Here is a 22,306-nt window from a genome sequence, read left to right as displayed (position 1 = left end):
TTATAAACGCATCTTTCAGAGGTTCGCGTTACAAACGCAAACCAGCTTGATACCCATAACCATCCGCAAAGGTGCTGATTTTGCAACCCGCCTACGGGTGGGACGGTAAATACCTGGGGCAGTTGCTAGGAGTAGGTACGTTTCCATACAAAATTACCATCGAATTCGTCGCCCCCGAAGTGAACCCCTACACGTACACGGGTGTTGTGATGTTGATGAAGTAAGCTATTTCTCGATGATTTATTTAGACAACAACGCTACTACCCGAATCGACGCTCGTGTTTTAGAAACAATGATGCCGTTTCTAACCGATAATTTTGCCAATGCTGCTAGTACGCACGCTTTTGGCGTTGGAGCAAGTGAAGCTGTTAAAACAGCCCGCCAACAATTAGCGGATTTAATAGGTGCCCAAACCCATGAAATTGTATTTACGTCGGGGGCTACGGAGGCCATCAATTTAGCTATCAAGGGGGTAGCCGAACAATACCAAGCCAAAGGAAAGCACATTATCACACTCCAAACTGAGCATTCGGCGGTATTGGACGTCTGTCAATACCTAGAAACCAAAGGTTTTGAAATAAGCTACTTATCTGTTCAATCTGACGGGTTACTAGATCTTGATTTATTGAAAAGCACACTTCGTAAAGACACAATTTTGGTAGCGGTCATGGCCGTCAATAATGAAATTGGGGTCATTCAACCGTTAAAAGAAATCACGCTATTAGCTCGGGCAGTTGGGGCATTGCTAATGACCGACGGCACGCAAGCGGTGGGAAAAATGCCCCTGAATGTGGACGAGTTGGGAATTGATTTAATGCCAATGTCTGCTCATAAATTCTATGGCCCTAAAGGTGTAGGAGCGCTATTTGTGCGACAGCGACGACCAAATCGTGTTAAATTAGAAGCACTTTTGCACGGGGGAGGGCACGAAAACGGGAAACGTTCGGGTACGCTCAACGTGGCTGGCATTGTAGGTATGGGTAAAGCGGCGGAAATTGCCCAAAAACAACTCAACACAGATGCCGAACGCGTTGGACAACTGCGAGATGTCCTCGAAAATGCGCTCTTAGCCATCCCTAACACTCGTCGCAATGGCAGCCAAACGCACCGTCTTTACAATGTCACCAATATTCTTTTTGAAGGCTGTGATTCTGACGCACTTATCATGGGTTTAGAAAACATCGCTGTCTCCAACGGTTCGGCCTGCACCTCGGCTTCTGTTGAACCTTCGCATGTACTGATGGCCTTGGGAATGACTGAGACCGAGGCGTTTTCGTGTATTCGTTTCAGCTTGGGGCGGTTTAATCAGGCCAATGAAATTCCGCAGGTAGTAGAGGCTGTAAAGAAGGTGGTGGGGCAGTTGCGGGCGATGAGTGGGGGGTAAACAAATATTTTTTACGCCTTTGTCACGCTGGAAGCGTCTGAAATCGTTGTGGGAAGGGAGTTATGCGTTACAAACGCATTTTTCAGAGGTTCGCCCCGAATGCTTACGGGAGGAATGCAAACCAATCATCCAACAGCCCCAGCGGGGCGAAATCTTAGTAGAAAAGAGCCATTCTCCCCTTCCAAGAAGCCCCGTAGGGGTGGCATGAGGTTCGCTAATTTTTATCACGCTGCAAGCGTCTGAAATCGTTTTTACAAAGGTGTTATGCGTTAAAAACGCACCTTTCACAGGTTCGCGTTACAAACGCAAACCAACTGTAAAAGCTAATCTTTACGATTTAATATTTTACTTAAAATTTCTTCTTCACCTTCTTTCAGTGTAACAGGGAAGCCATTTGCCCAAAGCATTAGCTTACGTAAACGTGAACGACCCACACCAGAAGCTTGAAAATAATTATTAGTAAAATCTGCATTTTTTAAAGGTTCCAAATATTTATTAAAGTCGTTTTCATTTTGATTGATTTCTAAAACTTTTTTTAACAAATCAAAAAGAGCCAAAATGCCAACGGTTTTAATGATATATGAGCCTTCTGATGCTTTTCCCCAGAGTTTTTCGGCAGCAATTTTAAAAAAGGATTTTACAGTTTCATAAATACTATCGTCTTGAATTGCAAGATACTTTTGTCTTAAAGGAGAATTGTCTTTAATATCATTAAGCATTTGCCTTTCTCTTCCACCACCAATACCAAAAGGGAATGTTTTCTTTTTAGTCAATTCATTACGGTCTCTTTTCGGATTTGCAGATATTAAGTTGAGAATTCCATCTACTATAGTGGCCATTGAAACATACCAGCTTGAATTGTTTTTAAACAGCCCTTTTGGATCTCTGGGAGCCACTTTAATTCTTCGATAAATAGGAGAATCTGACTTCATATTTAATTTTCGCGCCAGAAAAACGGCCAGTTTATCGGGTGTCCACGCATCAGATCGTTCTTCTTCAACATTAAAACCAAATTGTTCTAATGCTAAACTTCTATCTACTTTCTTTTGGTTACCATTAATTGTAGCAAATAGGAAAGCTTGGTAAGCATTATCCGCACCAAAAAATATTGAACATGGAATTTCAACGTCAAGCCTTTCTGGATTTTTACTTTTTTCAAAAGCATGAATTCTGTGCTGACCATCAATAATAGCAGCTAAAGGTCTATCTGTAGGAATAATGATTTTAACAAGACCTTGCTCTTCATTAATTATTTCAACTGTCCATTCATAAGATGCTTCAGTGGTGCTTTCACTGATTGCATCTTGTTGGTTACTTTCGAATTCCTCATCCGAACCAAAATAACTGCGACCATCTGGTGTGTAATTAGCTGCAAGTACAACGGAATTAGGAAATGCCATTTCCACAGAATCAATATAATCTGCGATTTCCTTCAAGCGTTTATCGCTTTCAGCTCTTTGAGAACCTCCTAAAAGATTCTTTCCAGAATCTCTCCGATACTCTAACGCTTCAGAAAATGTTACTTTTAGTAAATCTTCAGCAGTCATTTTAGTAACATAAAAGTCCCCAATTGGTTGTGAAACTTTTAAAGCGTATATTTCTTTAAATATCATATCTAAAGGAAATTATTTAGTTGGGTCCCCCCCTAAAGAACTGTAAGGGTCGGAACTTGGGGGCATATAATAAGAAATCCACCAAACTATATAAGCCGCGAATAAACCTATGATAGAACAGTCAATGGCTTTTGATGTATTTTTATCCTTTACATTTTTCATTAAAAAAAACACAACAATGGTGATAATTACTACAAAGATTATCCAACCATAAAATTCAATACTTTTAAACGGATGGTTGGTCATTTTAAACAGTTTTTTTATCCTATCAATAATTCCAACAGTAATTAAGCCAAGAAAATAAGTCATTAAATTTAAAGGCGTACTTTCATAAACTGCTTTTGAAACCGTCGTAGAGTTATAATAGTCAATAGCAGCAGGTAGCCATACTCCAATAGAGTTGAATACCATAATAGCTATAATAAAATAAAATATTTGTTCAAATAAATTGCCCCAAAAACCCTTTTCCATGGATAATTCAATTTACAGTTAAACATTCTTCCAAAACTGCCCCACCTCAAACAACTCCCCACGCGAAAACTCCTTTAAATTCGATACCGCTTGGCCTTTTTCGATGCGCTCCATGCTGCGGGCTAAGACCGTGCCTTCGCGTTCGGAGAGGCCGAGGAAACGCTGCATGGTTTTGAGGTTTTTGTCTTTGATGTTGAGCAAAAAAGCGTTTTCGCACTCGCTCGAAAAATCAAAACTCGGTTGGTTGAACTCCTCAATTCCCTGCGATACCAACATCACCACTACACCCTTAGAACGGATTTCGCGGAGCATACTTTCCAAGAGTCCGTGGCTTTTTTTGTCTTTGAACAACACGTGGGCCTCGTCAATCAGCAATACGTAGCGCAGGGCTTGGTAGTCGCCGTTGAGGGGGGCGTTTTCCATGTTCATAAACGTGTTATAAACGTAGTTTATCGCCAAAAACGTCGCCGTAAAACGTACCGTTTTGTCCAAATCGCCTGAGAGACTAAAATAGTAATTTTGATTCAGAAAGTTGTGGTTGGGCGTGGGCTGCGAATCAAATAACTCGTATTCGCTCAAACTTTGAATGATTTGGGTCAGCGTGTCGGGTTTTTGGCCCGTTACCAAAAACAAGCGTTCGGCAATATCCCCTAAGCTGGGGTAAGTCCCTGCTTTGGCAAAAGCAAAGGCTTCTTTGGTGGCGTCTTTCAGCATTTGCGCCTGTGCCGCCCCAATGCGAGGGGCGTAGGTGGTTACGATGTCCACAAACTTGCTGATGCCCATCAGGCGTTCTTTCTCGTTGATAAGGTTGATGAATGCCAACGGATTCAGTGGAAAAGGCTGCTGCGGGGCGTTGATAAAGGTAGTATTGGTACGTTCAAAAAATGGACGCATTTGTACTACATCGTCCTGCTTTAAGCCTTTGAAGTCCAAGTACATAAAATTAATAGTTCCGCCCGAAATCTCCGAAAACTGCCGCAACAGTTCCAATGCAAATTGGGTTTTGCCCGTGCCGCTGCTGCCTGCCACGGCGGTGTGGGCATTGTTGCGGATGCTTTTGTCGTTGAGCGTTACGTAAACGGGTTCGTTGTTGTCTAAGCGCGTACCTACGTGCAGTTTGAGTGGGCCATCAAACGCGCCTTTTTGGAGACGCAGCGAACTGTTGGGAACACTGCCCAACACGTTGACTTCGGCGAGTACGTCGGTGCCACGTTCGATGTGTTCCATCAAAAAATCAAAGCCGCTGTATTGACGATTTTCGGCAAAAATCTTGAACAAACGCTCCAAACCGTCGTCAATGTGCATTTTTAGGTACTTCGGAATGTCGCGGTCGGTATGGTGAATGTTGTAATGCTGACAAATCAACGCTACGTACAAATCTCGGTACGCCCCAAACAGAATGTCTTCTTTGTATTCTTTGCCTCGGCTGTCTTTGGCCATTTCGAGCGATTCAAACCGAATGCCTTTAGAGAGTGAATACGATAGCGCAACCCTCGCCACAAAGTTTTCGGGACCACCCTGCGGAAAAAATTTGCGGGTGAGTTCCGTTACGACGGTTTTGTTGGCTTCGGATGTTTTTATATTGATAAGCATGGCGACAAATTCCCTCCCTCACTGGGGAGGGTTAGGGTGGGGTTAATTATACAACTCGTTATATTTCTCAAACAACTCAGTGGGTGCTACGGGTACAAACTCCGAATGGTCGGAGGTACGATTGACGATGAAATACGCCCCTGCCACATGTTCTATGAGTAAGCTATATTCGCGTTCGGTGAGTTCTTTGTTGATAAGCGGGAAAATAATGACTTGCTCCGCAATACTCGGGTAAAAGAACTGAATGATATTTCTGGCGTGTTCTTCGTCGAACTTCTGCATCGGCGAATCAATGAATACTGGAAACTCAATTTCAGATTCTTCCACCAATCCGCGTAGCAAGGCGGTGGCGTACATTTGCTGTTCGCCTTTGGAAAGTGAGTCTTTACGAATGCGTTCTTTGCGTTTGTTGAGCAGGTGAATGTCGATGTCTTCGCCAATGATTTCGACCTCTACTTTGTGGACAAACCCTTTTTTGTGCATCAACATTTGCAGCCCTTTCAGAATCTGCGTTTCCAACGATTTCTTCTTACGTTCTTTAAACTTCGCGACGTACTCACGCAGACCGTTGGCCAGAAGATCCGAAATGTTGTCTTTGGCTTGGTTGCGTGCTGAGATGTCAAACTTTTTGGTCAACTCGCTTAATTGACGTTCTTTTTGGGTGATTTCGTTGTGTTTGACCCCAATTTCGATTTCCAACTCACGAATACGTCCGTCTAATTCAGCGATTTGACGTTCCAATTCTACTTTTTTGTCGCGGTCAGCCTTCACAACGGCATCGTCGGCAATGGCTTCGGCATCGGCAATGCGGCGGCGTACCTGTACATAATCGTTACGTACCTGGTTGTAGTTTTGGGTGATACGCTTAAATTTCTCACGAAACGAAAGTTTGAGGTTTTGCAAAAGCGTATTGAGTGCCTCGCGCTGCGAGTCTGAATAATCGTGTAATACCTTGAAGTCAGCAGGAATGTCGGGAAAGACTTGAAGAGGAAAGGTTTTATTGTTTTTTTATCTTTTCAGCGTATGAGCTGGTAAAAGGCTCAGAATTAAGCAGTTTGTTAATATTTTCGGCTATTAAAATAGCATGTTCTTTTGTGTCAAGTTTTGAAATCCTATTTGGATGAATAATTGGTTGACCGTTTTTGTCCTTTTTCTGCTTCCATTTTGGCCCTGAAATCCATAGTTCTCCATTTTCAAAAACTTGGTACATAATATAGCTATCTCCCTGTTTTCCAATAGCAACATCACCTTCCCATTTCAGAGAATCTATAATTTCTTTATTCATTTTTTAAACACATTTTTTCGATGCCATTCAAAATTAGCCAATGACGGCCAAAAATCCCTATCGTCTGGCAGACAGATTGTTTTACCTTCAATTTTTGAAAAACTATACTCACTTTGAGTATTTTCCTTGAAGGAAGGGGAAAGTATCACTTCATAGCTGTCATTGACCGAAATCAAGCCTCGGTCAAAAGCGCGATGAAGGTTGGGGCAAAGTGCAATTCCATTGCTCAGACTATTGTCGAAACTTTTGGCAAATGGTACAATATGACAAGCATCTACCATCGTAATTGTAAACAAAGCCGAAACCCGAAGCCCTGATATACAGCATGATTCGTTGTAAATTTTCACCAGTTCGCGCCTAAAAATCGTCCCTCGGTTATAGACTTCGATTTGATATGTTTCGGGGTCAAGACGTTTTTTGAGGTTTAGTAACTTGGTTTTGTATTCAGCGGAAGGTTCATAAACTTCGTTTTTTAAATTATCTAAATAGCCATCTTCTTGATTTTCAATCGGCTGTGTAGATTTTTGGGGAAAGTATGTTTTTAAAACCATTTGTTTTAAAACTGCTCGACTTTCTTTATTTAAAAGCAATGAGGCCAAATTTTGGTCAATTTCAGCATAAGCAACGGCGGCACTCAAATTACCAAAACTTCGCATGGAGCCTGGGTTTTCAATCCATATTTCACAACCAACATTAGGGATTAATTGCCACCAACTTCCTTTTTCGCCCGACAGATGATAAAATGGTAAAGCAAATCGTTGGTCGTGGTTGGTTGTTACAAGTTGATTCCAAAATACTGAAAAAGAATGAGTTAACTCTGGTGTAATAAAGATACGATTGTCCGTAATTCGGTCTAATTCGTATTCATGAATAATGGCAAGAAGTAAAATAGGTTTGTGAGGAGCACCGCCTTTTTTTGAATCACGGTGAAGATGCGTGAAAGCGTGAATGTAATATTCTAAAATTTGAACGAGGTTAGGCATACGTCATTTTCTTCTTCAACAAATATTCATCCAAGAGGTTTTCAATGTCATTTTGGAGGCCGCGTTTTTTAACCATGAGTGATTTGGTTTTCATGATTTTGAGCGATTTCTGAATCAGTTCTACGTGGTCGGGCTGAAAGACCTCGCGCAGTAGCTTTTCCTCTTCCCGAAATTTGTCTTCGTGCTTACTCATATCAATCGGTGTTTCGTAAATGCGATTATAGATATCAGATACTTTATGATTGAATATCCCGTCGCGGTACCATAACACCTGTATCGCTACGAGTTCCTGATGTGAAATAAGTTGCAAGGTTTCACCCTGCTGTAATTGTATTTCGCGTTGTGCTTTCAATACCATTTCAAGTATTTTAGCACGATAGTCAGCTGTGTAGGGACCCCAATCTTCCTCTTTGTCTGCTTCTCGGATTTTAAGCCGATCTTGACGACGAAATACCTCTCGTACTTCGCGGTTATTACGGTTGAGTACGAGTTCGTCGCGCAGTTCCATCAGCGGCCACATCCATTCTTCACCATTGGTAATCAATCCTTCCATTGATTTATCCCGATTTACCACGGTACATACCCAACAACCAAAACGGCTATTACCACAAGAAGGAGTTGTATCATCAATTACTAAGGGGCAATCACCACTGTTTGCATTACGGTAGAGTGTTACCAACTCTTTATGTGTACCACCCCACGGGGGCGGGACTTGCATCAGGTATTGCCACAGCTCATTGGTTTCAATATCTTTAATTGGAGCATACACAAAAGCATTAGGTAAAATATGCTTACGGAGACGCTGCCCTTTTACCTCGTATTTTTTTATACTTCGAGCACGGTTGGCACTTTCAGCCGAACGAGTTCCTAACAAAATAATTACTTCACCTTTTTGGCTTATTTGCGTTTTGATAAATCGCGTAGTGGGGTCAATTTTAAGGCGCTCCGTACACCAGCGAAATGAGTTACTAGGAGCAGGGTAGCCTAGCCCTAAAAGTTTTACCCAAAAAGTATCTTCCAATACAGGCGTAGTGCGCTGTATTTTAAAGGGCATACCTTGTGCGACGCCCGCTTCCTCGATTCGGTGCAAAGTACGTTCAATAAATTGAACAATTCGTGGATTTTCTACCAGTGTATCATTACACACAATGTACACATCCCGAAAATAACGAACGCCTTCAGGTATTTTTTTCAACGCATTCCAGACCAATTGCAAAAGCATGGTAGAATCTTTACCACCGCTAAATCCGATAATCCACGGGCGATTATCGTCCTCTGCAAGGTACTGATCCAAGATTTCTTCTTCTATAAAAGACAAGATTTGAGACATACTAAAGTTCGTTATCAACTAAAAGCACTAATGGTTGTTTTTTTAACCATCGGGCAAATTAACCAAAAAAATGACTTACTAATGCGAGAAAGGGGCATATTTCGTTGTTTGATAAATCCAACAAAGCCTGTGCCATATATTCTCCAAAAAATACAACTAACGACAAAAAAAGCCGTGAAACTCACGGCTTTTTTTGTCGGGTTAAGTACCAAATTACTTTTTGCCAGTCACCGCTTTGGCGAATTTAATAAGCTCTGGGCCGTCCATGATGGCGCCTAAGTGCGTGGTAACTAATTTGCCATTTCCATCCACAAAGAAAAGCGTAGGGTAGCCTTCGATGGGGTAGCGGCTGGCCAATTGTGGGCCTTCGCCGATTTCCATGTCCTTTTTCACGTTGATGAACGTAGCGTTGAAATAATCGCCGACGTCTTTGCGCGTAAATACATTTTTTTGCATCATTTTACATGGGCCACACCAGCTTGCGTAGGCATCAAAAAAGATGATTTTTTTCTCTTTTTTAGCCTTTTCGAGCACTTTGGCCCAAGGCAAATCCACAAATTGAATGCCATCTGCTTTAGGGGCAGTGGTAGAAGGTGCAGGCGCAGAGGGAGTGGTCGCTGCCATGCCTGTAAACAAAACAGCGGCTATGGCGAGAACAAAAATGAAACGTTGCATCGGTTTAGATAATTAGATTGTCAATTCGTTTGAGCATAAAACGCAAATTTCGTGCAAAATGGTTTGCTCAACCCATAAAACTTACCAAATCAATGAATAACGTACGGTACCATTGAGTGGTAAAAGCAATTCTTGTTGTCCACCAACGTTGCGAACTACGGGCTTACTCTTAGGGTCTATTCGTACAAAATAACTTTGTCCATTTACTTCGTAAAGTCCTTTTTCGAGCTGTGAAATGCTATTTCCACTCACCAAACGTACGTAGCCGTTGGGAAGGTTTCCGTTGATAGTACGCGTTAAACCGCCATTATCGGGCGTTATTTCGTCGGTAATATCGGCATTATTGAGGCGATAAGTGGTGGTTGGTACACCGTCGGGCGATAAGCGATATCCTTTGTAGGTGAGCTGCGAGAGAGAATCGGGCCAAGCCGCATTCATATCGGTCAGCACTGCCCAATCTACCTGACCTTTGGTCGTTGTTGTTGTGCCCATTGGGTGTAAAATTTGCGGTTCGCCGCGTTCGTACCACATTTCGGTAACGTTGGCAAAAGGCCCTTTCCAAAACTGCAACAATGAACCCCAATTGAGGTCTAACGTATAATGTACACCTTCAGGCGTGCCTACCGAAAGGCAGTGGGTGCGTTTGTTTTTTTCGCCTTGGCGTTGGATAAACGAGCGTACCAACTCAGCTTTGCCTCCCGTCGCGGTTACTTCGATGGTCGGGATGGGCTGTGGTTCGGGCACCGACGACAATACGTGAAGTGGGTACGGACGGACGCCTTGGGTCGAAACCATCATGCCAAGGGCAGGGCGGCGCCAGGTAAATTTGTGGAAATCTAGGCGGAATGGGTGTGAACCTTTGGTCAGATGCACTGTGGCTGGGACGTAGTTTTGCTGAAAATCATTCCATTGGTAAGGAAGTACTTGTTTGCCATCTATCTCCAGCGAAGCATTCGACATGTAGATAAGCTGAATCAGGTAGTCGCCTTCTTGGACTACGTCCATGTTTCCTTCATAAACCAAATAAAAGCTGTTGTTGCCAACACCCCATTCTCTGGTCAGGATAGAGGTTGTGTCTTTTTTGAGAATATTTTCACTCAACAATGCCTTCGGGCGGTCGTTTCCTGCTTTGTAAAGGGTATAAGTGAGGTTTTTTAGGGTCAATGGGTGCGTATCGTTCAGCAATTGATAATACACATTTTTAAACGCCACATTGCCTGAGGTAACCTCCAAAGCAATGCTTGATTGAGAAGAAGGAGCTGCACTTAAAAAAGTGTTTTCTTGAATCACCGACCCATTGAGGGTGAGTTTTTCGATTTGTGCTGCCGACGTTTTGGTGGGGCGTTTAAACTGAACCAATAATTGCTGCCAAAGTCCAGGTGCTTTACTGGCATTTTGAAGGGGCATAAGTCCTGCTATCGACCCACTTGCGCTACCATCGAGCTTGGGATTTTTCCAACTATCGCTCAGCTGGATGTCATAGCCACCTGGAAGTTTCACTACGGCACTTCCTGCGGGCGATAACATAAAATCAAGTTGCAGAACCACATCGCCTGCGCCTAATTCAGTGGTGGCTTTCGCCGCAGAACTGCCGACCAAAATCCCCGCTGCTTTGTCAGAAAGAGCGGTTGTTTTTACAAAATCTTTTTTGTCGGGGTGCATCGTCACCGCCTGTGCTGACTTCCAGCTTCCTGTGAGTTGAAACGCTCCTCCTTCGTGGGTGGGGAGCTGGGTCATGCCATTTTTTTGGGCATGTACTGAAAAAGCAAAACCGACTGCCAAAAGAAGACAGCCGGCTTGATATGCAATGCGTATTTTCATAGTCAAAAGTGCTTCGGCTTACTTGTTTACCTTTTGCAAAGGTACGTTTGTTTCGACAAACAAACTCCGAAGTACTTAAATTCTACTGCACTTTTACGATTTTTCGTCGCGCTATGCGCCCATTTTGTTCTGCATTTAGGAAATAAACCCCTGGGGTAAGCGTCGTAAAGTCAACCTCGTCTCTGCTGGTGGCCGTTTGTTGCCGTAACAAAACGCGCCCGTAGCCATCGGTGACGGTAATCGACGCAGGCGCACCTCCTTGGATTTCGATGGTACAACGCGTTTGAACTGGCACAGGATAGACGCTCAGCCAATCGCTTGACTGGTTTGGATTGACCGACAGCAACGGATTGACCGTTAAGGTAAGGCGCGAGGTGGCTGGGCCGTTTCCGCAACCGTTGCTAATCGAAACGATACGATAGAGGTTTGTTTTTGCAGGACGTACGGTAAACTCAAAAGGCGAGACGGTCGTTGAAAACGTGGTGTCTTTTTGGGCCAAACTATCACGGTAGGTCACGCGCCAAGGATTTTCTCCCGTAAAGGCAATCGAAAGTTTGGCGCTTTCAGTTTCGTAAATGTTCGCTGGCCCCGAAATGGTCGCCGTTGGTAATTCCCGCACTACAATTTGTACAGGGCTTACTTTTCCTTTTACCGTAAAGTTAGAGGCAACCCCAATCACCCGCACAAAGTAGGTTCCTGCCGTGGCCGTGGCGGGTACTGTGGCTTTTAATGGCGTACTTGAGCCTTCCGTCGAAATGGTTTGGAAGCTGGCATCGTCGTTTGTCTTTGAGATTTGGACGCGAAACTGGGTATTTGATGGGAAGAAATCCGATGAAAAATAGGGAATATCGAACGTTTGCCCCGCACATACGGTAGTAGCACTTGGATTACCAACGTCGATGGTGGCTACCCGTACATTGATGGTAGCACTTCCCGCTGGACTCCCTTCACCGCAATTATTGGTAATTTTTGTTACCGTAAAAATGGTAGATTCCAACGGGCTCACTGTGATGTTGGTCGGGTTTTGAGACGAAGTAAAGGTCAGCCCATTTGATAGCGTGTACGTCCAAGGGCCTTGGCCTGTAAATGCAATTGACAATGGCGCCGACTGGCCTTGAGTGATGGTGCCTTCGCCGCTAATGGTTGCACTTGGGAGTGGCTGAATGACAACTACAATTTCGGCACGTGGACTTTCACAGCCATTGGTGCCTGTTTGGGTCACATAAAAATTGTAAGTACCTGGCGTTTGTGTTGGTGGAATATTCGGTGTGCTCTGAGGCGTGCCCCCTGTTTTGTTGGTATTGTACCATTTTAAGGCGGTTCCTGTAGCAGATAGTGCCTGTGGAGTGGCATTCTGACAAGTCACGATGGGCACTTGACTTACCGTAGGCAATGGCGTCGTGCGTACGTTCACCCGAATGTCAGTACGAGGGCCTCGACAGCCATCGCGTAGTTGTAACACCGAATAAGTTCCTTCAAAGCCCGTGTCAGTGGTAATGGTAGGAATAACCCCCGTTTCGCTGCTGTTAGGATAAATCCAAAGCAACGACTCGCCCGTTCCTTGCACTTTGGCATCCAACTGAATGGCGGGGTCAAACTGGCAAAGAAGGTATTCTTGCTTTGTGACTTGGGCCGAAGGAGGGAGGGGTTTTACGACTACTTGCACTTGGCTACGCTGGCTTTCGCAGGTATATTGATTGGTCTGCGTAACGTAATAGCTTGTTGTGATGGAGTTATCGGTTGAGTTGTTGGTCGATGGGGTAGGGGCTACGCCGCTTCCACTGCCACCCGTTGCTTCGGTGTACCATTTGATGTTGCTTCCATTGGCGACCAAAGCCGTGGCGTTGGCGGTTGCACAATAGACAACTGGTGAAGCGGAGGTTGGGTTGGCAGGAGTTGGGTTGACAACGAAGGCAAAGGTCGCTGTTTTTCCAGTACAAAGAGAGGTTGCTGGAACAACACTAATGGTGGTTGACACTACCCCCTGCGAGTTATTTAAAGCGTTAAATCCAGCCGCAATATTTCCTGTGCCTGCCACGCCAAAGCCGACGTTGGTAGGAGTTGACCAAGTAAATGTCGTGCTTGGCGTTGCACTTGTAAATGCGATAGCGTTTCCTTTTTCTCCCGCACAAAGGGTAATATCAGCGATGTTACTAGCAACTGGGCTTGGATTGACTGTAATGGTAAACGTCTTGGCTGTTCCTTCGCAGGTATTGGCGGTTGGGATGACGCTTACCGTAGCGGTTGTGGCGGCAGCGATAGGGTTTGCTACTGTATAACTTGTGATATTACCCGTGCCTGTTGTTCCAAAACCTACGTTAGTCGTGCTTGTCCAGGCGTAGGTGGTGCCTGAGGTAAGGCTTGAGAAAGAGATAGCAGGAGCAGTTACCGTTCCACAATACGTCAAATTGCTAAGCGTCGTGACCACTGGCGTTGGGTTGGCAGTGACGGTGAATGTTTTTACAGGGCCAGTACACGTCGCGGTTTTGGCCGTAACACTCACAGTTGAAATGATGGGTGCTACACCGGCATTGGCTACTGTAAATGCTGCAATATTTCCCGAACCCGACGTTCCAAATCCAACATTGGCCGAAGATGTCCACGTATAGGTACTTCCCGAAGTGGGACTCGTAAAAGCAATGGCGGCGCCTGGGGCAGTATTACAGTAGGCCACATTGTTTACGGTCGTTACTTTAGGCGAGGGGTTTACGGTAATGGTAAATGTTTTAGAGGCTCCTACGCAGGTATTGGCAGTAGGCGTAACGGTGATGCTGCCCAAAACGACAGAGGCGCTATCAACAGTTGTAAAAGCCGAAATATTTCCTGTACCCGCCGTTCCAAAACCTACGTTGGAACTACTTGCCCACGCGTAAGTAGTTCCCGCTGTGGAACTGGTAAACGGAATCGCACTCGCACCTGCATTGCCACAATAAACGGCATTCGCGACGGTGCCAACAACGGGCGTAGGATTGACAGTGATGGTGAAAGTTGACGCTGGGCCAGTACATGTTCCTGTACTCGGTGTGACAGTGATAGTACTGATAACAGGGTTTGAGGTGGCATTGGTGGCGGTATAAGCAGGAATATTGCCCGTTCCCGAAACCCCAAATCCTATGTTTACTGAACTTGCCCAAGTGTAGGTCGTGCCTGTAACAGGGCTAGAAAATGTGATGGCCGAACCCGAAGCCGCATTACAATAGACGGCGTTGGTAATGGTGTTGACCGTTGGGGCGGGATTGACAGTAACAGTGAAAGTTTTTGGTGTGCCTGGACAAGCTCCAACGCTAGGGGTAACTGTCACCGTCGCAACGACGGGGGTAGTGTTAGAACTGATGGTGGTGTAGGCAGGGATATTGCCAGTACCTGACGTGCCAAAGCCCACATTTGCGGTGCTTGTCCAGCTGTAGGTCGTACCTGCCACAGGGCTAGAGAAACTTATCCCTGCTACTGGAATTCCACCACAAAAGGCGGCATTGGCCACGGTATTTACGCTGGTAGTGGGGTTGACAGTGACGCTAAAAGAAGTGCTGTTGCCTGTACATCCTCCCACCGAAGGGGTGACAGTGACTGTGGCTACTTGTGTACTTGCTCCTGCATTAATTGCCGTGAAAGAAGGGATATTTCCAGTGCCTGAGGTACCAAAGCCGACGTTTACTGAGCTAGTCCATGCGAATGTTGTACCCGCCGAGAAGCTTGTCAAGGCGATGGCAGCGTTGCTGTTTCCATTACAAGTAATCACATTTGAAATGGTGTTGACGGTAGGTTTGTGCTTGACCGTGACCGTGAAAGTCGTTGGAGTACCTGAGCATCCACCTACGCGCGGTGTAACAGTAATGGTGGCAGTGACGTCAGCATTGCTATTGTTATTGGCAATAAAGGCAGGGATTGAACCCGAACCCGAAGTGCCAAACCCAATATTGGCAGACGATGTCCAATCAAACGAAGCACCTGGCGAAGAACTGGTAAAGTTGATGGAAGGTGCTGATGTATCGTCGCAATAGGAAAGGTTTGAAATAGGATTGACGGTAGCATTGGTCGGGTTGACCGTCACGTTGAATGACTGGGCTGGCCCTGGACATCCGTTAAGATTGGGGGTCACGGTGACGGTCGAAGTCACCGAAGAAGTACCTGGGTTGGTAGCGGTGAAAGCAGGGATAGAGCCCGAACCAGAGTTTCCAAATCCTACGTTGGCCGAACTGGTCCAGGTGAAGGTCGTACCAGCAGTTGGGCTGCTAAAATTAATCGCCGAGTTGGCCGTGCCATTACAAACATTGAGGTTTCCTACGGCGTTGACTGTTGCGACGGGGCGAATGGTCACATCAAAACTAGAAGCAAGTCCTACACAGCCATTGACCGAAGGGACAACGGTCACATTAGCAGTGACATTTGAAGTTCCATTGTTGACGGCGGTAAAGCTAGGGATATTTCCTGAACCCGATGTGCCAAAGCCAATGTTGGTGGAACTTGTCCAAAAGAACGTTGCACCAGCACTAGAGCTGCTAAAAGAAATACCACTCACACCTGCTCCACTACAAGCGGTTACATTACCGACAGGGTTTACGGTGGCAACGGGGTTGACCGTAAATGACGCACTGCCTGCCGAAGTAGTCAGCCCTGAAGTGACGCGTATTTTGTAACCTGATCCTGCACTTGTACCCACGGGGATGTTGGCCGAAATGGGACTAGTATTGCCCGAGCCAATGACGTTGGGAGTAGCAGGGAAGACCCCCGCAGCGTCCGATAGCTGCACCGAAAAAGTAGGAGTTCCTGCAAAGCCTGTTGCACTAAACGATACCCGTACTCCTTGGCCAGCGCAATAGCCACCCGCAGGGATGACACCCGACGTACTGGTGACTATAACGGAGCTAATACTTTGAGCTGCACTCTCAAAAATTACCCCACAAACCAGCAAAGCGGCGCAGCTTAGAAAAAGTAGTTTTTTGAACATAATCCGTTAATGTATTGATTTTGATAAAAACGCTTAAAATTACCTCTTTATTGATACATCATCACTTTTCAAAGAATGAGATTTATTTTCCGTCTTTGAGAATGGCCTGATAGACGATTTCGTGAACCCTCCGACGGATTCGTTTTCGGTTGATTTCATTGTTTTCGGCATTGGGATGCACGCGGTTTGACAGCATCACAAATACCAGTTCTTCTTTAGGGTCAACCCACACCATAGTGCCCGTAAAACCCGAATGCCCAAACGAATTAGATGAAGCAGTCGCCGCCACAAAATTGCTCTCCCCGCTGGTGGGAGCTTTGTCCCAGCCTAACCCACGATGATGGGCCGAGTCGTACATTTTAGAAAAGAAGGGTAGGGTTTCTTCTTGAAAATACCGACGGTCGCCGTAGTGTCCTTTTTGTAGGTTCATTTGCATCAAAATGGCCAAGTCATAGGCTGTGCTGAACAAACCCGCATGGCCTGCAACTCCGCCATAAACTGCCGCCATTTGGTCATGAACTGTACCCCGAAGCAACTGATTTCGGTACGAAAAGTCGTTTTCAGTAGGTGCAATCTGACTTTCTGGAAAACGCCCCAAGGGCAAATAGGTCGTCGTCATCATTCCGAGTGGTTCGTAGAAATTTTGACTCAAAAACTCATCTAACGGCTGATTGGTGATTCGTTCTACCACTTTTTGTAGCACCAAAATCCCCAAATCACTATACACAAACGAATGCTTCCCATTGACTTCTTTGCGCATCGGCGACTGGATAATGCCTTTCCAGACCGAATCGCGCAGGGCGGGTTTGGCAAAAAGCTTGGGGGCAATTTGCATCGAATAGACGCTGTCTCGAATCGAGCTGTAATACTCGGTCATCAGCCCGCCGCCGCCTGTTTTGGTACGTTCCCAAAGTTTGGGATAAAATGATACCAAGCCCGACCGATGCAGCAGTAAGTCCTCGATGGTAATTGCCGCTTTGTTTGTTCCTAGAAGTTCAGGCAAATAGTGTGCCGCTTTTTGTTTTAAGTCCAAAACACCTTCTTCGTGTAAGTACATCACGGCTTGGAGGGTAGCCGCTACCTTGGTCACCGACGCTACGTCGTAGAGGGTTTCGTTGGTTACTTTTTCGGTGAGGTTATCGTAAGTCAAGGTGCCATAGCTCCGCTGAAACACCATGCGTCCTTTGCGCGTCACTACTACTTCACAGCCAGGGAAAATGCGCGCCTGAATCGAGCGTTCGACGAGGGTGTCGATTTTGTTCAAAACCTCAGTACTCATACCGACTTGTTCGGGATAGCCGATTTGTAGGCGGTTGAGTGGTTTGGTGATGATACCCGTTCCTAACTCATACGTGTTTTCAACGGAAACGGGCAATTTGCCTTTGAATGGCAACGCTCCAAAAATCTGCTCCGCAGCCACTACTTCAAGATCGGGGAGGTTCTCGTAGGCACATACTACTGCGGAGGTAATGGGCAGTTGTTTCAAGGCGTAAGGAGTGGCAAAAATGCTCACAATCACCTTGGCTTTTTGTTGCAAGCGGTTGAGAAGCTCAACCGTGGCTGGCGTAATGGTAAAAGGACGATTAAAGTTGCGTCGGGTATCGTGCAAACTAACCATCACCACGTTGGCATTGGCTGCTTGTGCCACCAGACCTTCTATCTCTTGGTTGGTGGTAGGTTTGTCGGCATACACAATATGCTTGAACGCGGCATATTTGCTCAAAGTTTGTTGGAACAGATTGATACCGCCGCCCCCGATGGCAATCGAGGCAAAACTACAAGTGTCGAGCGATGAAAGTGGCAAGAGTTGGTTGTCGTTTCGTACCAAAGTAACGGCTTGTTCGCACAAATCACGCGTGAGGGCTTTTACTTCGGGGGCTTGCAGTGATGCGTTGAGGGCGACAACAGGAATTGGCTTGATAAGGTGCAAGCCTGTCCAGTACTTGGCCCGTAATATTTTTCGTACTTTTTCGTCGATGACGTCCACAGGAATCGTCCCTCTCGATACCCCTTCTTTGATACGCCGCACCGACTCAATCACGCTTTCGGGGTACAGCAGTACATCATTTCCTGCTACCAATGCTTTTATGTTAGCTTCAACGGGCGTTCGGCCACGCGTTACACCTTTCATGTTCATGGCATCAGTAAAGACCAATCCCTGAAAGCCCATTTGTTTTTTGAGTAAATCGGTTACTATTTTTTCAGAAAGCGAAGAGGCAAGGTGAGGACGATTGTCAAGAACAGGAACGTATAAATGCCCCGTGATAATTCCCGTAAGGCTGTCGGCAATCAGTTTTTGAAAAGGATATAAGTCAGTTTGGGTTAAATGGTCGGTCGAGTGTGAAAGTACAGGTAAGGTAAAGTGGGAGTCGGTGCCCGTATCGCCATGTCCAGGGAAGTGTTTGGCAGTGGCAATCACCCGTTGGTGTTGAAGCCCTTTCATATACGCAGCCGCTTTTGCGGTTACATTCTCACGGTCTTCTCCAAACGAGCGTAGTCCAATCACGGGGTTACGCGGGTTTGAGTTGATGTCGGCCACGGGTGCGAAGTTGACTTGGATACCCGCTAACTGGCACTGACGGCCAATCATCCGCCCCATTTTATAAATATATTGATTATCCTGAATGGCGCCGAGGGTCATTTGTTTGGGAAAATCGTCGATGCTGTCGAGGCGCATTCCCAGCCCCCATTCGCCGTCGATGCCCACCATCAAGGGTACTTTTGAGAGTGCTTGATAACGGTTTACGAGTTTTGCTTGGCGGGAAGGCCCTCCTTTAAAGAAAATGAGCCCGCCGATATGATGATTTTTGATGAGATTGTCCACGTGCCGATAATAGGTTTCATTACGGTCTGAGTAGGTGGCAATCATAAAAACCTGCCCGATTTTTTCTTCAAGGGTCATTTGGCTAAAGACACTATCTGCCCAGCGATTTGCTTCAAAAACCGCTTTCGAGGGAGCATTGTCTTCTTTTAGCGCCCATTGCGTAGGCTTTTCGTCTGCCTCTTTGTGATAAGAGCCTACTAGCCCCATCACAACGCCCACACTTATGATCACTCCTGCAATAGAATTCGTCCAAAAAATCTTCATTTCACTGATTTAAAAATAGCTACAAAGTTACTAAAACCTCTCCACAAAAATTGTACAAAACCGATATTCTGGTACAATTTAACCTGAACTGTTTATTATTTATAAACTAAATTTAACCAATGCGCCATTTCTTGAAACAGGTTGAATTATAGGTACTTATCCGCTAATTTTTCAAATATAACCTAGCCGTAATACTGGGTTAACATTGACTTAATATTGCACTTCTACCTTTGCAGCGCAATCCTGATAAAGGATTTATGACACCAAATTGAATCAAATATTACAACTCACAAATGTTGACCATTCAAAAAATGTTACGACAATTTACTGCCTTATTGGCGATGCTTCTTCTGAGTTTTGCCACTTTTGCCCAAACAGGAACACTTCGCGGAACCATCACCGATGCCAAAACAAAAGAAACACTCATAGGCGCTACCGTTCGTGTTGTAGGAACCCAATTGGGCGCTGCCACCGACGTAAACGGATTCTTTTCGTTTGCCAAAGTCCCCGCAGGAAGCTACAGCGTAGAAGTAACCTACGTTTCTTATAATACAGAAACGATTTCAAACGTAAAGATTGAGGCTGATAAAGTAACGGAAGTCAATACAGCACTCATCGAGTCTGCCGCTACCCTCGCCGAAGTAAAAGTAGTAGCAAGACGCCAAACCAATACTGAAGTATCGGTCATTAGCGAAATCAAAGCTTCACAAAATATTGTTAGTGGTATTTCATCGCAGCAAATCGCTCGTTCGCTCGATCGTGACGCGGCGCAAGTAGTAAAACGCGTGCCAGGAATCACCATTGTAGGTGATCGTTTTATCACGATTCGTGGTCTTAACTCGCGATATAACAACGTGATGCTTCACAATGCCTTCACGCCTTCAATGGAAACCGACGTGAAAGCATTTTCGTTTGATGTTATTCCTAGTGGCCAAATCGACCGTCTTCTTATTTATAAGACACCTTCGGCAGACCTTCCTGGCGAATTTGCGGGAGGAATTGTTAAAATTTATACCAAAAGCATTCCTGATCAAAATAGCATTACCCTTGATTACAGTTTAGGTATTCGTCAAGGAACGTCCTTCGGAGAATTTAAAGAATCAAAACAAGGCGCCAATTATTGGACAAGTTTTAACAACGGTTATTTAGATCTTCCAAACAATTTTCCTAAAGACTTGCGTGCTGTGAGCAACAACCCTGCCTTAATAGAATTAGCAGGCCGCTCGCTTCGTAACGAATGGGTGCCAGTAACTTCTACTGCCACGCCTGATCAACGTGTTTCTCTTACAGGAAACTTTAGAATGCAACTTGGCAAGGTTCAAATCGGTAATATTACGACTGTTAATTACAGTGAAACACGTCAGTTTACAGCCACTGATCGTAACGATTACAATATTGGCGCGGGTAATTCTATCGAAACATTATTTGAGTACGACGACCAATCGTATTCCCGCAATAACCGCGTAGGTATTTTGCACAACTGGGCGTTTCGTTTTAATAGCAATCACACCATTGAATTTAAAAACTTATTTAATCAAATCAGCAATGGTCGTTATGTGTTCCGTTCGGGTCAAGACATTGCCCAAAACTACCGTCCTAACAACCACTCATTCGACCAAGTATATCGTGGTATTTACTCAGGTCAGTTGACAGGTAAACACAAATTTAACGATGACAAAACAGTGATTGATTGGGTAGCTGGTTATAATAATTCATACCGTGACCAACCCGACTACAAGCGCTATCGTTCGGATGTTTTAGATGCTTCTACGGGAAGAACCGAGATTTATATTCCAGTAGGGCAAGCACAAGCTTATTTCTTGGGACGTTTTAGTTCACAAATGGACGAAACAGGATTGACAGGTGCGGCCAACCTAACGCAGAAAGTTGGAGCGGGAGACAAAGAAATTGAGCTTAAATTTGGAGGGTTCTTTGAGCAGAAAGACCGTACTTTCAAAGCGCGTAACCTAGGATACGTTCGTGGCGGAAACTTTAATCCTGCCCTTGCTGGTAGCGATATTAATACGCTTTTCCAGAATATTCGGAACGATGGTGGTATCCGTATCGACGAACAAACCAACCCCAACGACTCCTACACATCGTCTAATACGCTACTTGCGGGCTATGGTTCTGTCAATATTCCATTCACGAAAAAGTTCAATGCTATCGTAGGTGTGCGGGTTGAAAATAACCGCCAGCAAATGAATAGTACGTATTTAGGAGGAGCAGCAGCACGAGTTGATAACAAAATCACAAGTGTACTACCATCTGCAAACCTTACTTATAATTTTACAGAAAAGACCCTTTTGAGAGCAGCTTACGGCATGACTGTAAACCGTCCTGAGTTTCGCGAGTTAGCTCCTTTCTCATTCTTTGATTTTGATTTCAACGTCGTTTACGAAGGAAATCCAAACCTCAAAATTGCGACTATCCAAAACATGGATTTACGCTGGGAACACTATCCTACTCCATCTGAGCTTATTAGCGTAGCTGCTTTCTATAAGTACTTCGACACGCCTATCGAGTCAACGGTTGACTTGGGTTCTACGGGGTTAGGTTCTAAAACGTTTATCACTAACAATGCCGCAAGTGCTTACAGTACAGGTATCGAAATCGAAATCAAAAAAGGATTAGGAAATGTACTTCCAGGCTCACGTATCTTTGAGAAAACGAGCTTGTTGTTCAATACGGCACTCATTCGTAGCCGTGTTAGCCTTGGCGACCGTGGAGTTGGCCAATCAGATAACCGCCCGCTTCAAGGACAATCACCTTACATTGTCAACGTAGGTATTAACTACAACGACACGAAAAAAGACTTCCAGCTTAATATCCTCTACAACGTTATTGGCCGTCGTATCATCGCTGTAGGTTTTGAAGCATACCCTGACTTATATGAAATGCCACGTAATATCCTAGACGTAACTTTCTCGAAGGGATTAGGCCAGCGTTGGACGCTCAAAGGAGGTATTCAAGATATATTGAATCAACCTTGGCGCATCATGCAAGATTCTAACAAAGACAATAAGTTTGAATCTGACAAAGATTTCTTTGTTCAGAAGTACCGCACAGGCCAATTGGTTAGCCTTGGCTTCTCGTATCGCCTTTTATAATTTAT

General features: G+C 45.0%; 15 protein-coding genes. 4 read left to right on the top strand and 11 right to left on the bottom strand.

Going from position 1 to position 22,306, the window contains the following annotated elements:
• The first annotated feature begins 71 nt into the window (after nt 1-71).
• Genes AC23P2_RS03545 through AC23P2_RS03535 form a run of 3 tightly spaced genes read left to right on the top strand, consistent with a single transcriptional unit; the run spans nt 72 to nt 1,592 of the window.
• The gene (locus AC23P2_RS03545; protein WP_487771916.1) at nt 72-224 is read left to right on the top strand and encodes a hypothetical protein; all 153 of its coding nucleotides are present in this window, start codon (nt 72-74) and stop codon (nt 222-224) included.
• Nucleotides 225-235: 11 nt separating this feature from the next.
• Entirely contained in the window at nt 236-1,384 is a 1,149-nt protein-coding gene (locus AC23P2_RS03540; protein WP_487771915.1) for a cysteine desulfurase family protein, read from the top strand.
• A 19-nt stretch (nt 1,385-1,403) separates the two neighbouring features.
• Nucleotides 1,404-1,592, top strand: coding sequence for a hypothetical protein (locus AC23P2_RS03535; RefSeq protein WP_487771914.1), 189 nt, complete (start codon nt 1,404-1,406; stop codon nt 1,590-1,592).
• A gap of 115 nt (nt 1,593-1,707) precedes the next feature.
• Here the strand turns inward: AC23P2_RS03535 and AC23P2_RS03530 are convergent, their stop codons facing one another.
• The 11 genes from AC23P2_RS03530 to AC23P2_RS03480 form a co-directional block, all read right to left on the bottom strand.
• Nucleotides 1,708-2,997, bottom strand: a complete 1,290-nt coding sequence (locus tag AC23P2_RS03530; protein ID WP_487771913.1) for a DGQHR domain-containing protein — start codon at nt 2,995-2,997, stop codon at nt 1,708-1,710.
• A gap of 12 nt (nt 2,998-3,009) precedes the next feature.
• The gene (locus AC23P2_RS03525) at nt 3,010-3,468 is read right to left on the bottom strand and encodes a hypothetical protein (RefSeq protein WP_487771912.1); all 459 of its coding nucleotides are present in this window, start codon (nt 3,466-3,468) and stop codon (nt 3,010-3,012) included.
• A gap of 18 nt (nt 3,469-3,486) precedes the next feature.
• A complete protein-coding gene (locus AC23P2_RS03520; RefSeq protein WP_487771911.1) occupies nt 3,487-5,061 on the bottom strand; it encodes a helicase HerA-like domain-containing protein in 1,575 nt (524 codons plus the stop codon).
• A 42-nt stretch (nt 5,062-5,103) separates the two neighbouring features.
• On the bottom strand, nt 5,104-5,964 hold the full coding sequence (locus tag AC23P2_RS03515; protein WP_487771910.1) for a hypothetical protein: 861 nt from the start codon (nt 5,962-5,964) through the stop codon (nt 5,104-5,106).
• A 94-nt stretch (nt 5,965-6,058) separates the two neighbouring features.
• Nucleotides 6,059-6,346 carry a hypothetical protein gene (locus tag AC23P2_RS03510; RefSeq protein ID WP_487771909.1) on the bottom strand — a complete coding sequence of 96 codons (288 nt, stop codon included), beginning with the start codon at nt 6,344-6,346 and terminating at the stop codon, nt 6,059-6,061.
• On the bottom strand, nt 6,343-7,329 hold the full coding sequence (locus AC23P2_RS03505) for an HNH endonuclease (protein WP_487771908.1): 987 nt from the start codon (nt 7,327-7,329) through the stop codon (nt 6,343-6,345). Before AC23P2_RS03505 ends, AC23P2_RS03510 begins: the two co-directional genes overlap by 4 nt.
• Nucleotides 7,322-8,659 carry a DNA phosphorothioation system sulfurtransferase DndC gene (dndC, locus tag AC23P2_RS03500; protein WP_487771907.1) on the bottom strand — a complete coding sequence of 446 codons (1,338 nt, stop codon included), beginning with the start codon at nt 8,657-8,659 and terminating at the stop codon, nt 7,322-7,324. Before dndC ends, AC23P2_RS03505 begins: the two co-directional genes overlap by 8 nt.
• A 213-nt stretch (nt 8,660-8,872) precedes the next feature.
• Entirely contained in the window at nt 8,873-9,334 is a 462-nt protein-coding gene (locus AC23P2_RS03495; protein WP_122933486.1) for a thioredoxin family protein, read from the bottom strand.
• Between the two features lie 81 nt (nt 9,335-9,415).
• The gene (locus AC23P2_RS03490) at nt 9,416-11,155 is read right to left on the bottom strand and encodes a 3-keto-alpha-glucoside-1,2-lyase-like domain-containing protein (RefSeq protein ID WP_487771906.1); all 1,740 of its coding nucleotides are present in this window, start codon (nt 11,153-11,155) and stop codon (nt 9,416-9,418) included.
• Nucleotides 11,156-11,237: 82 nt separating this feature from the next.
• Nucleotides 11,238-16,103 carry a PKD-like domain-containing protein gene (locus AC23P2_RS03485; protein WP_487771905.1) on the bottom strand — a complete coding sequence of 1,622 codons (4,866 nt, stop codon included), beginning with the start codon at nt 16,101-16,103 and terminating at the stop codon, nt 11,238-11,240.
• Nucleotides 16,104-16,185: 82 nt separating this feature from the next.
• Entirely contained in the window at nt 16,186-19,191 is a 3,006-nt protein-coding gene (locus tag AC23P2_RS03480) for a serine hydrolase domain-containing protein (protein WP_487771904.1), read from the bottom strand.
• Between the two features lie 311 nt (nt 19,192-19,502).
• Between AC23P2_RS03480 and AC23P2_RS03475 the strand changes: the two genes are divergently transcribed.
• A complete protein-coding gene (locus tag AC23P2_RS03475) occupies nt 19,503-22,301 on the top strand; it encodes a TonB-dependent receptor (protein WP_487771903.1) in 2,799 nt (932 codons plus the stop codon).
• Nucleotides 22,302-22,306 lie beyond the last annotated feature (5 nt).

The sequence above is a fragment of the Runella sp. R0.1_18 genome (assembly GCF_057652155.1).
The sequence above is the reverse complement of the archived record's forward strand: the minus strand, read 5'-3'. Positions and strand labels throughout refer to the sequence as shown.

Bases quoted from the DNA above. Each gene is read 5' to 3' on its own strand.
- AC23P2_RS03540 (WP_487771915.1), top strand. From the start codon at position 236: ATGATTTATTTAGACAACAACGCTACTACCCGAATCGACGCTCGTGTT.
- AC23P2_RS03530 (WP_487771913.1), bottom strand. From the start codon at position 2,997: ATGATATTTAAAGAAATATACGCTTTAAAAGTTTCACAACCAATTGGG.
- AC23P2_RS03525 (WP_487771912.1), bottom strand. From the start codon at position 3,468: ATGGAAAAGGGTTTTTGGGGCAATTTATTTGAACAAATATTTTATTTT.
- AC23P2_RS03520 (WP_487771911.1), bottom strand. From the start codon at position 5,061: ATGCTTATCAATATAAAAACATCCGAAGCCAACAAAACCGTCGTAACG.
- AC23P2_RS03510 (WP_487771909.1), bottom strand. From the start codon at position 6,346: ATGAATAAAGAAATTATAGATTCTCTGAAATGGGAAGGTGATGTTGCT.
- AC23P2_RS03505 (WP_487771908.1), bottom strand. From the start codon at position 7,329: ATGCCTAACCTCGTTCAAATTTTAGAATATTACATTCACGCTTTCACG.
- dndC (WP_487771907.1), bottom strand. From the start codon at position 8,659: ATGTCTCAAATCTTGTCTTTTATAGAAGAAGAAATCTTGGATCAGTAC.
- AC23P2_RS03495 (WP_122933486.1), bottom strand. From the start codon at position 9,334: ATGCAACGTTTCATTTTTGTTCTCGCCATAGCCGCTGTTTTGTTTACA.
- AC23P2_RS03490 (WP_487771906.1), bottom strand. From the start codon at position 11,155: ATGAAAATACGCATTGCATATCAAGCCGGCTGTCTTCTTTTGGCAGTC.
- AC23P2_RS03485 (WP_487771905.1), bottom strand. From the start codon at position 16,103: ATGTTCAAAAAACTACTTTTTCTAAGCTGCGCCGCTTTGCTGGTTTGT.
- AC23P2_RS03480 (WP_487771904.1), bottom strand. From the start codon at position 19,191: ATGAAGATTTTTTGGACGAATTCTATTGCAGGAGTGATCATAAGTGTG.
- AC23P2_RS03475 (WP_487771903.1), top strand. From the start codon at position 19,503: ATGTTACGACAATTTACTGCCTTATTGGCGATGCTTCTTCTGAGTTTT.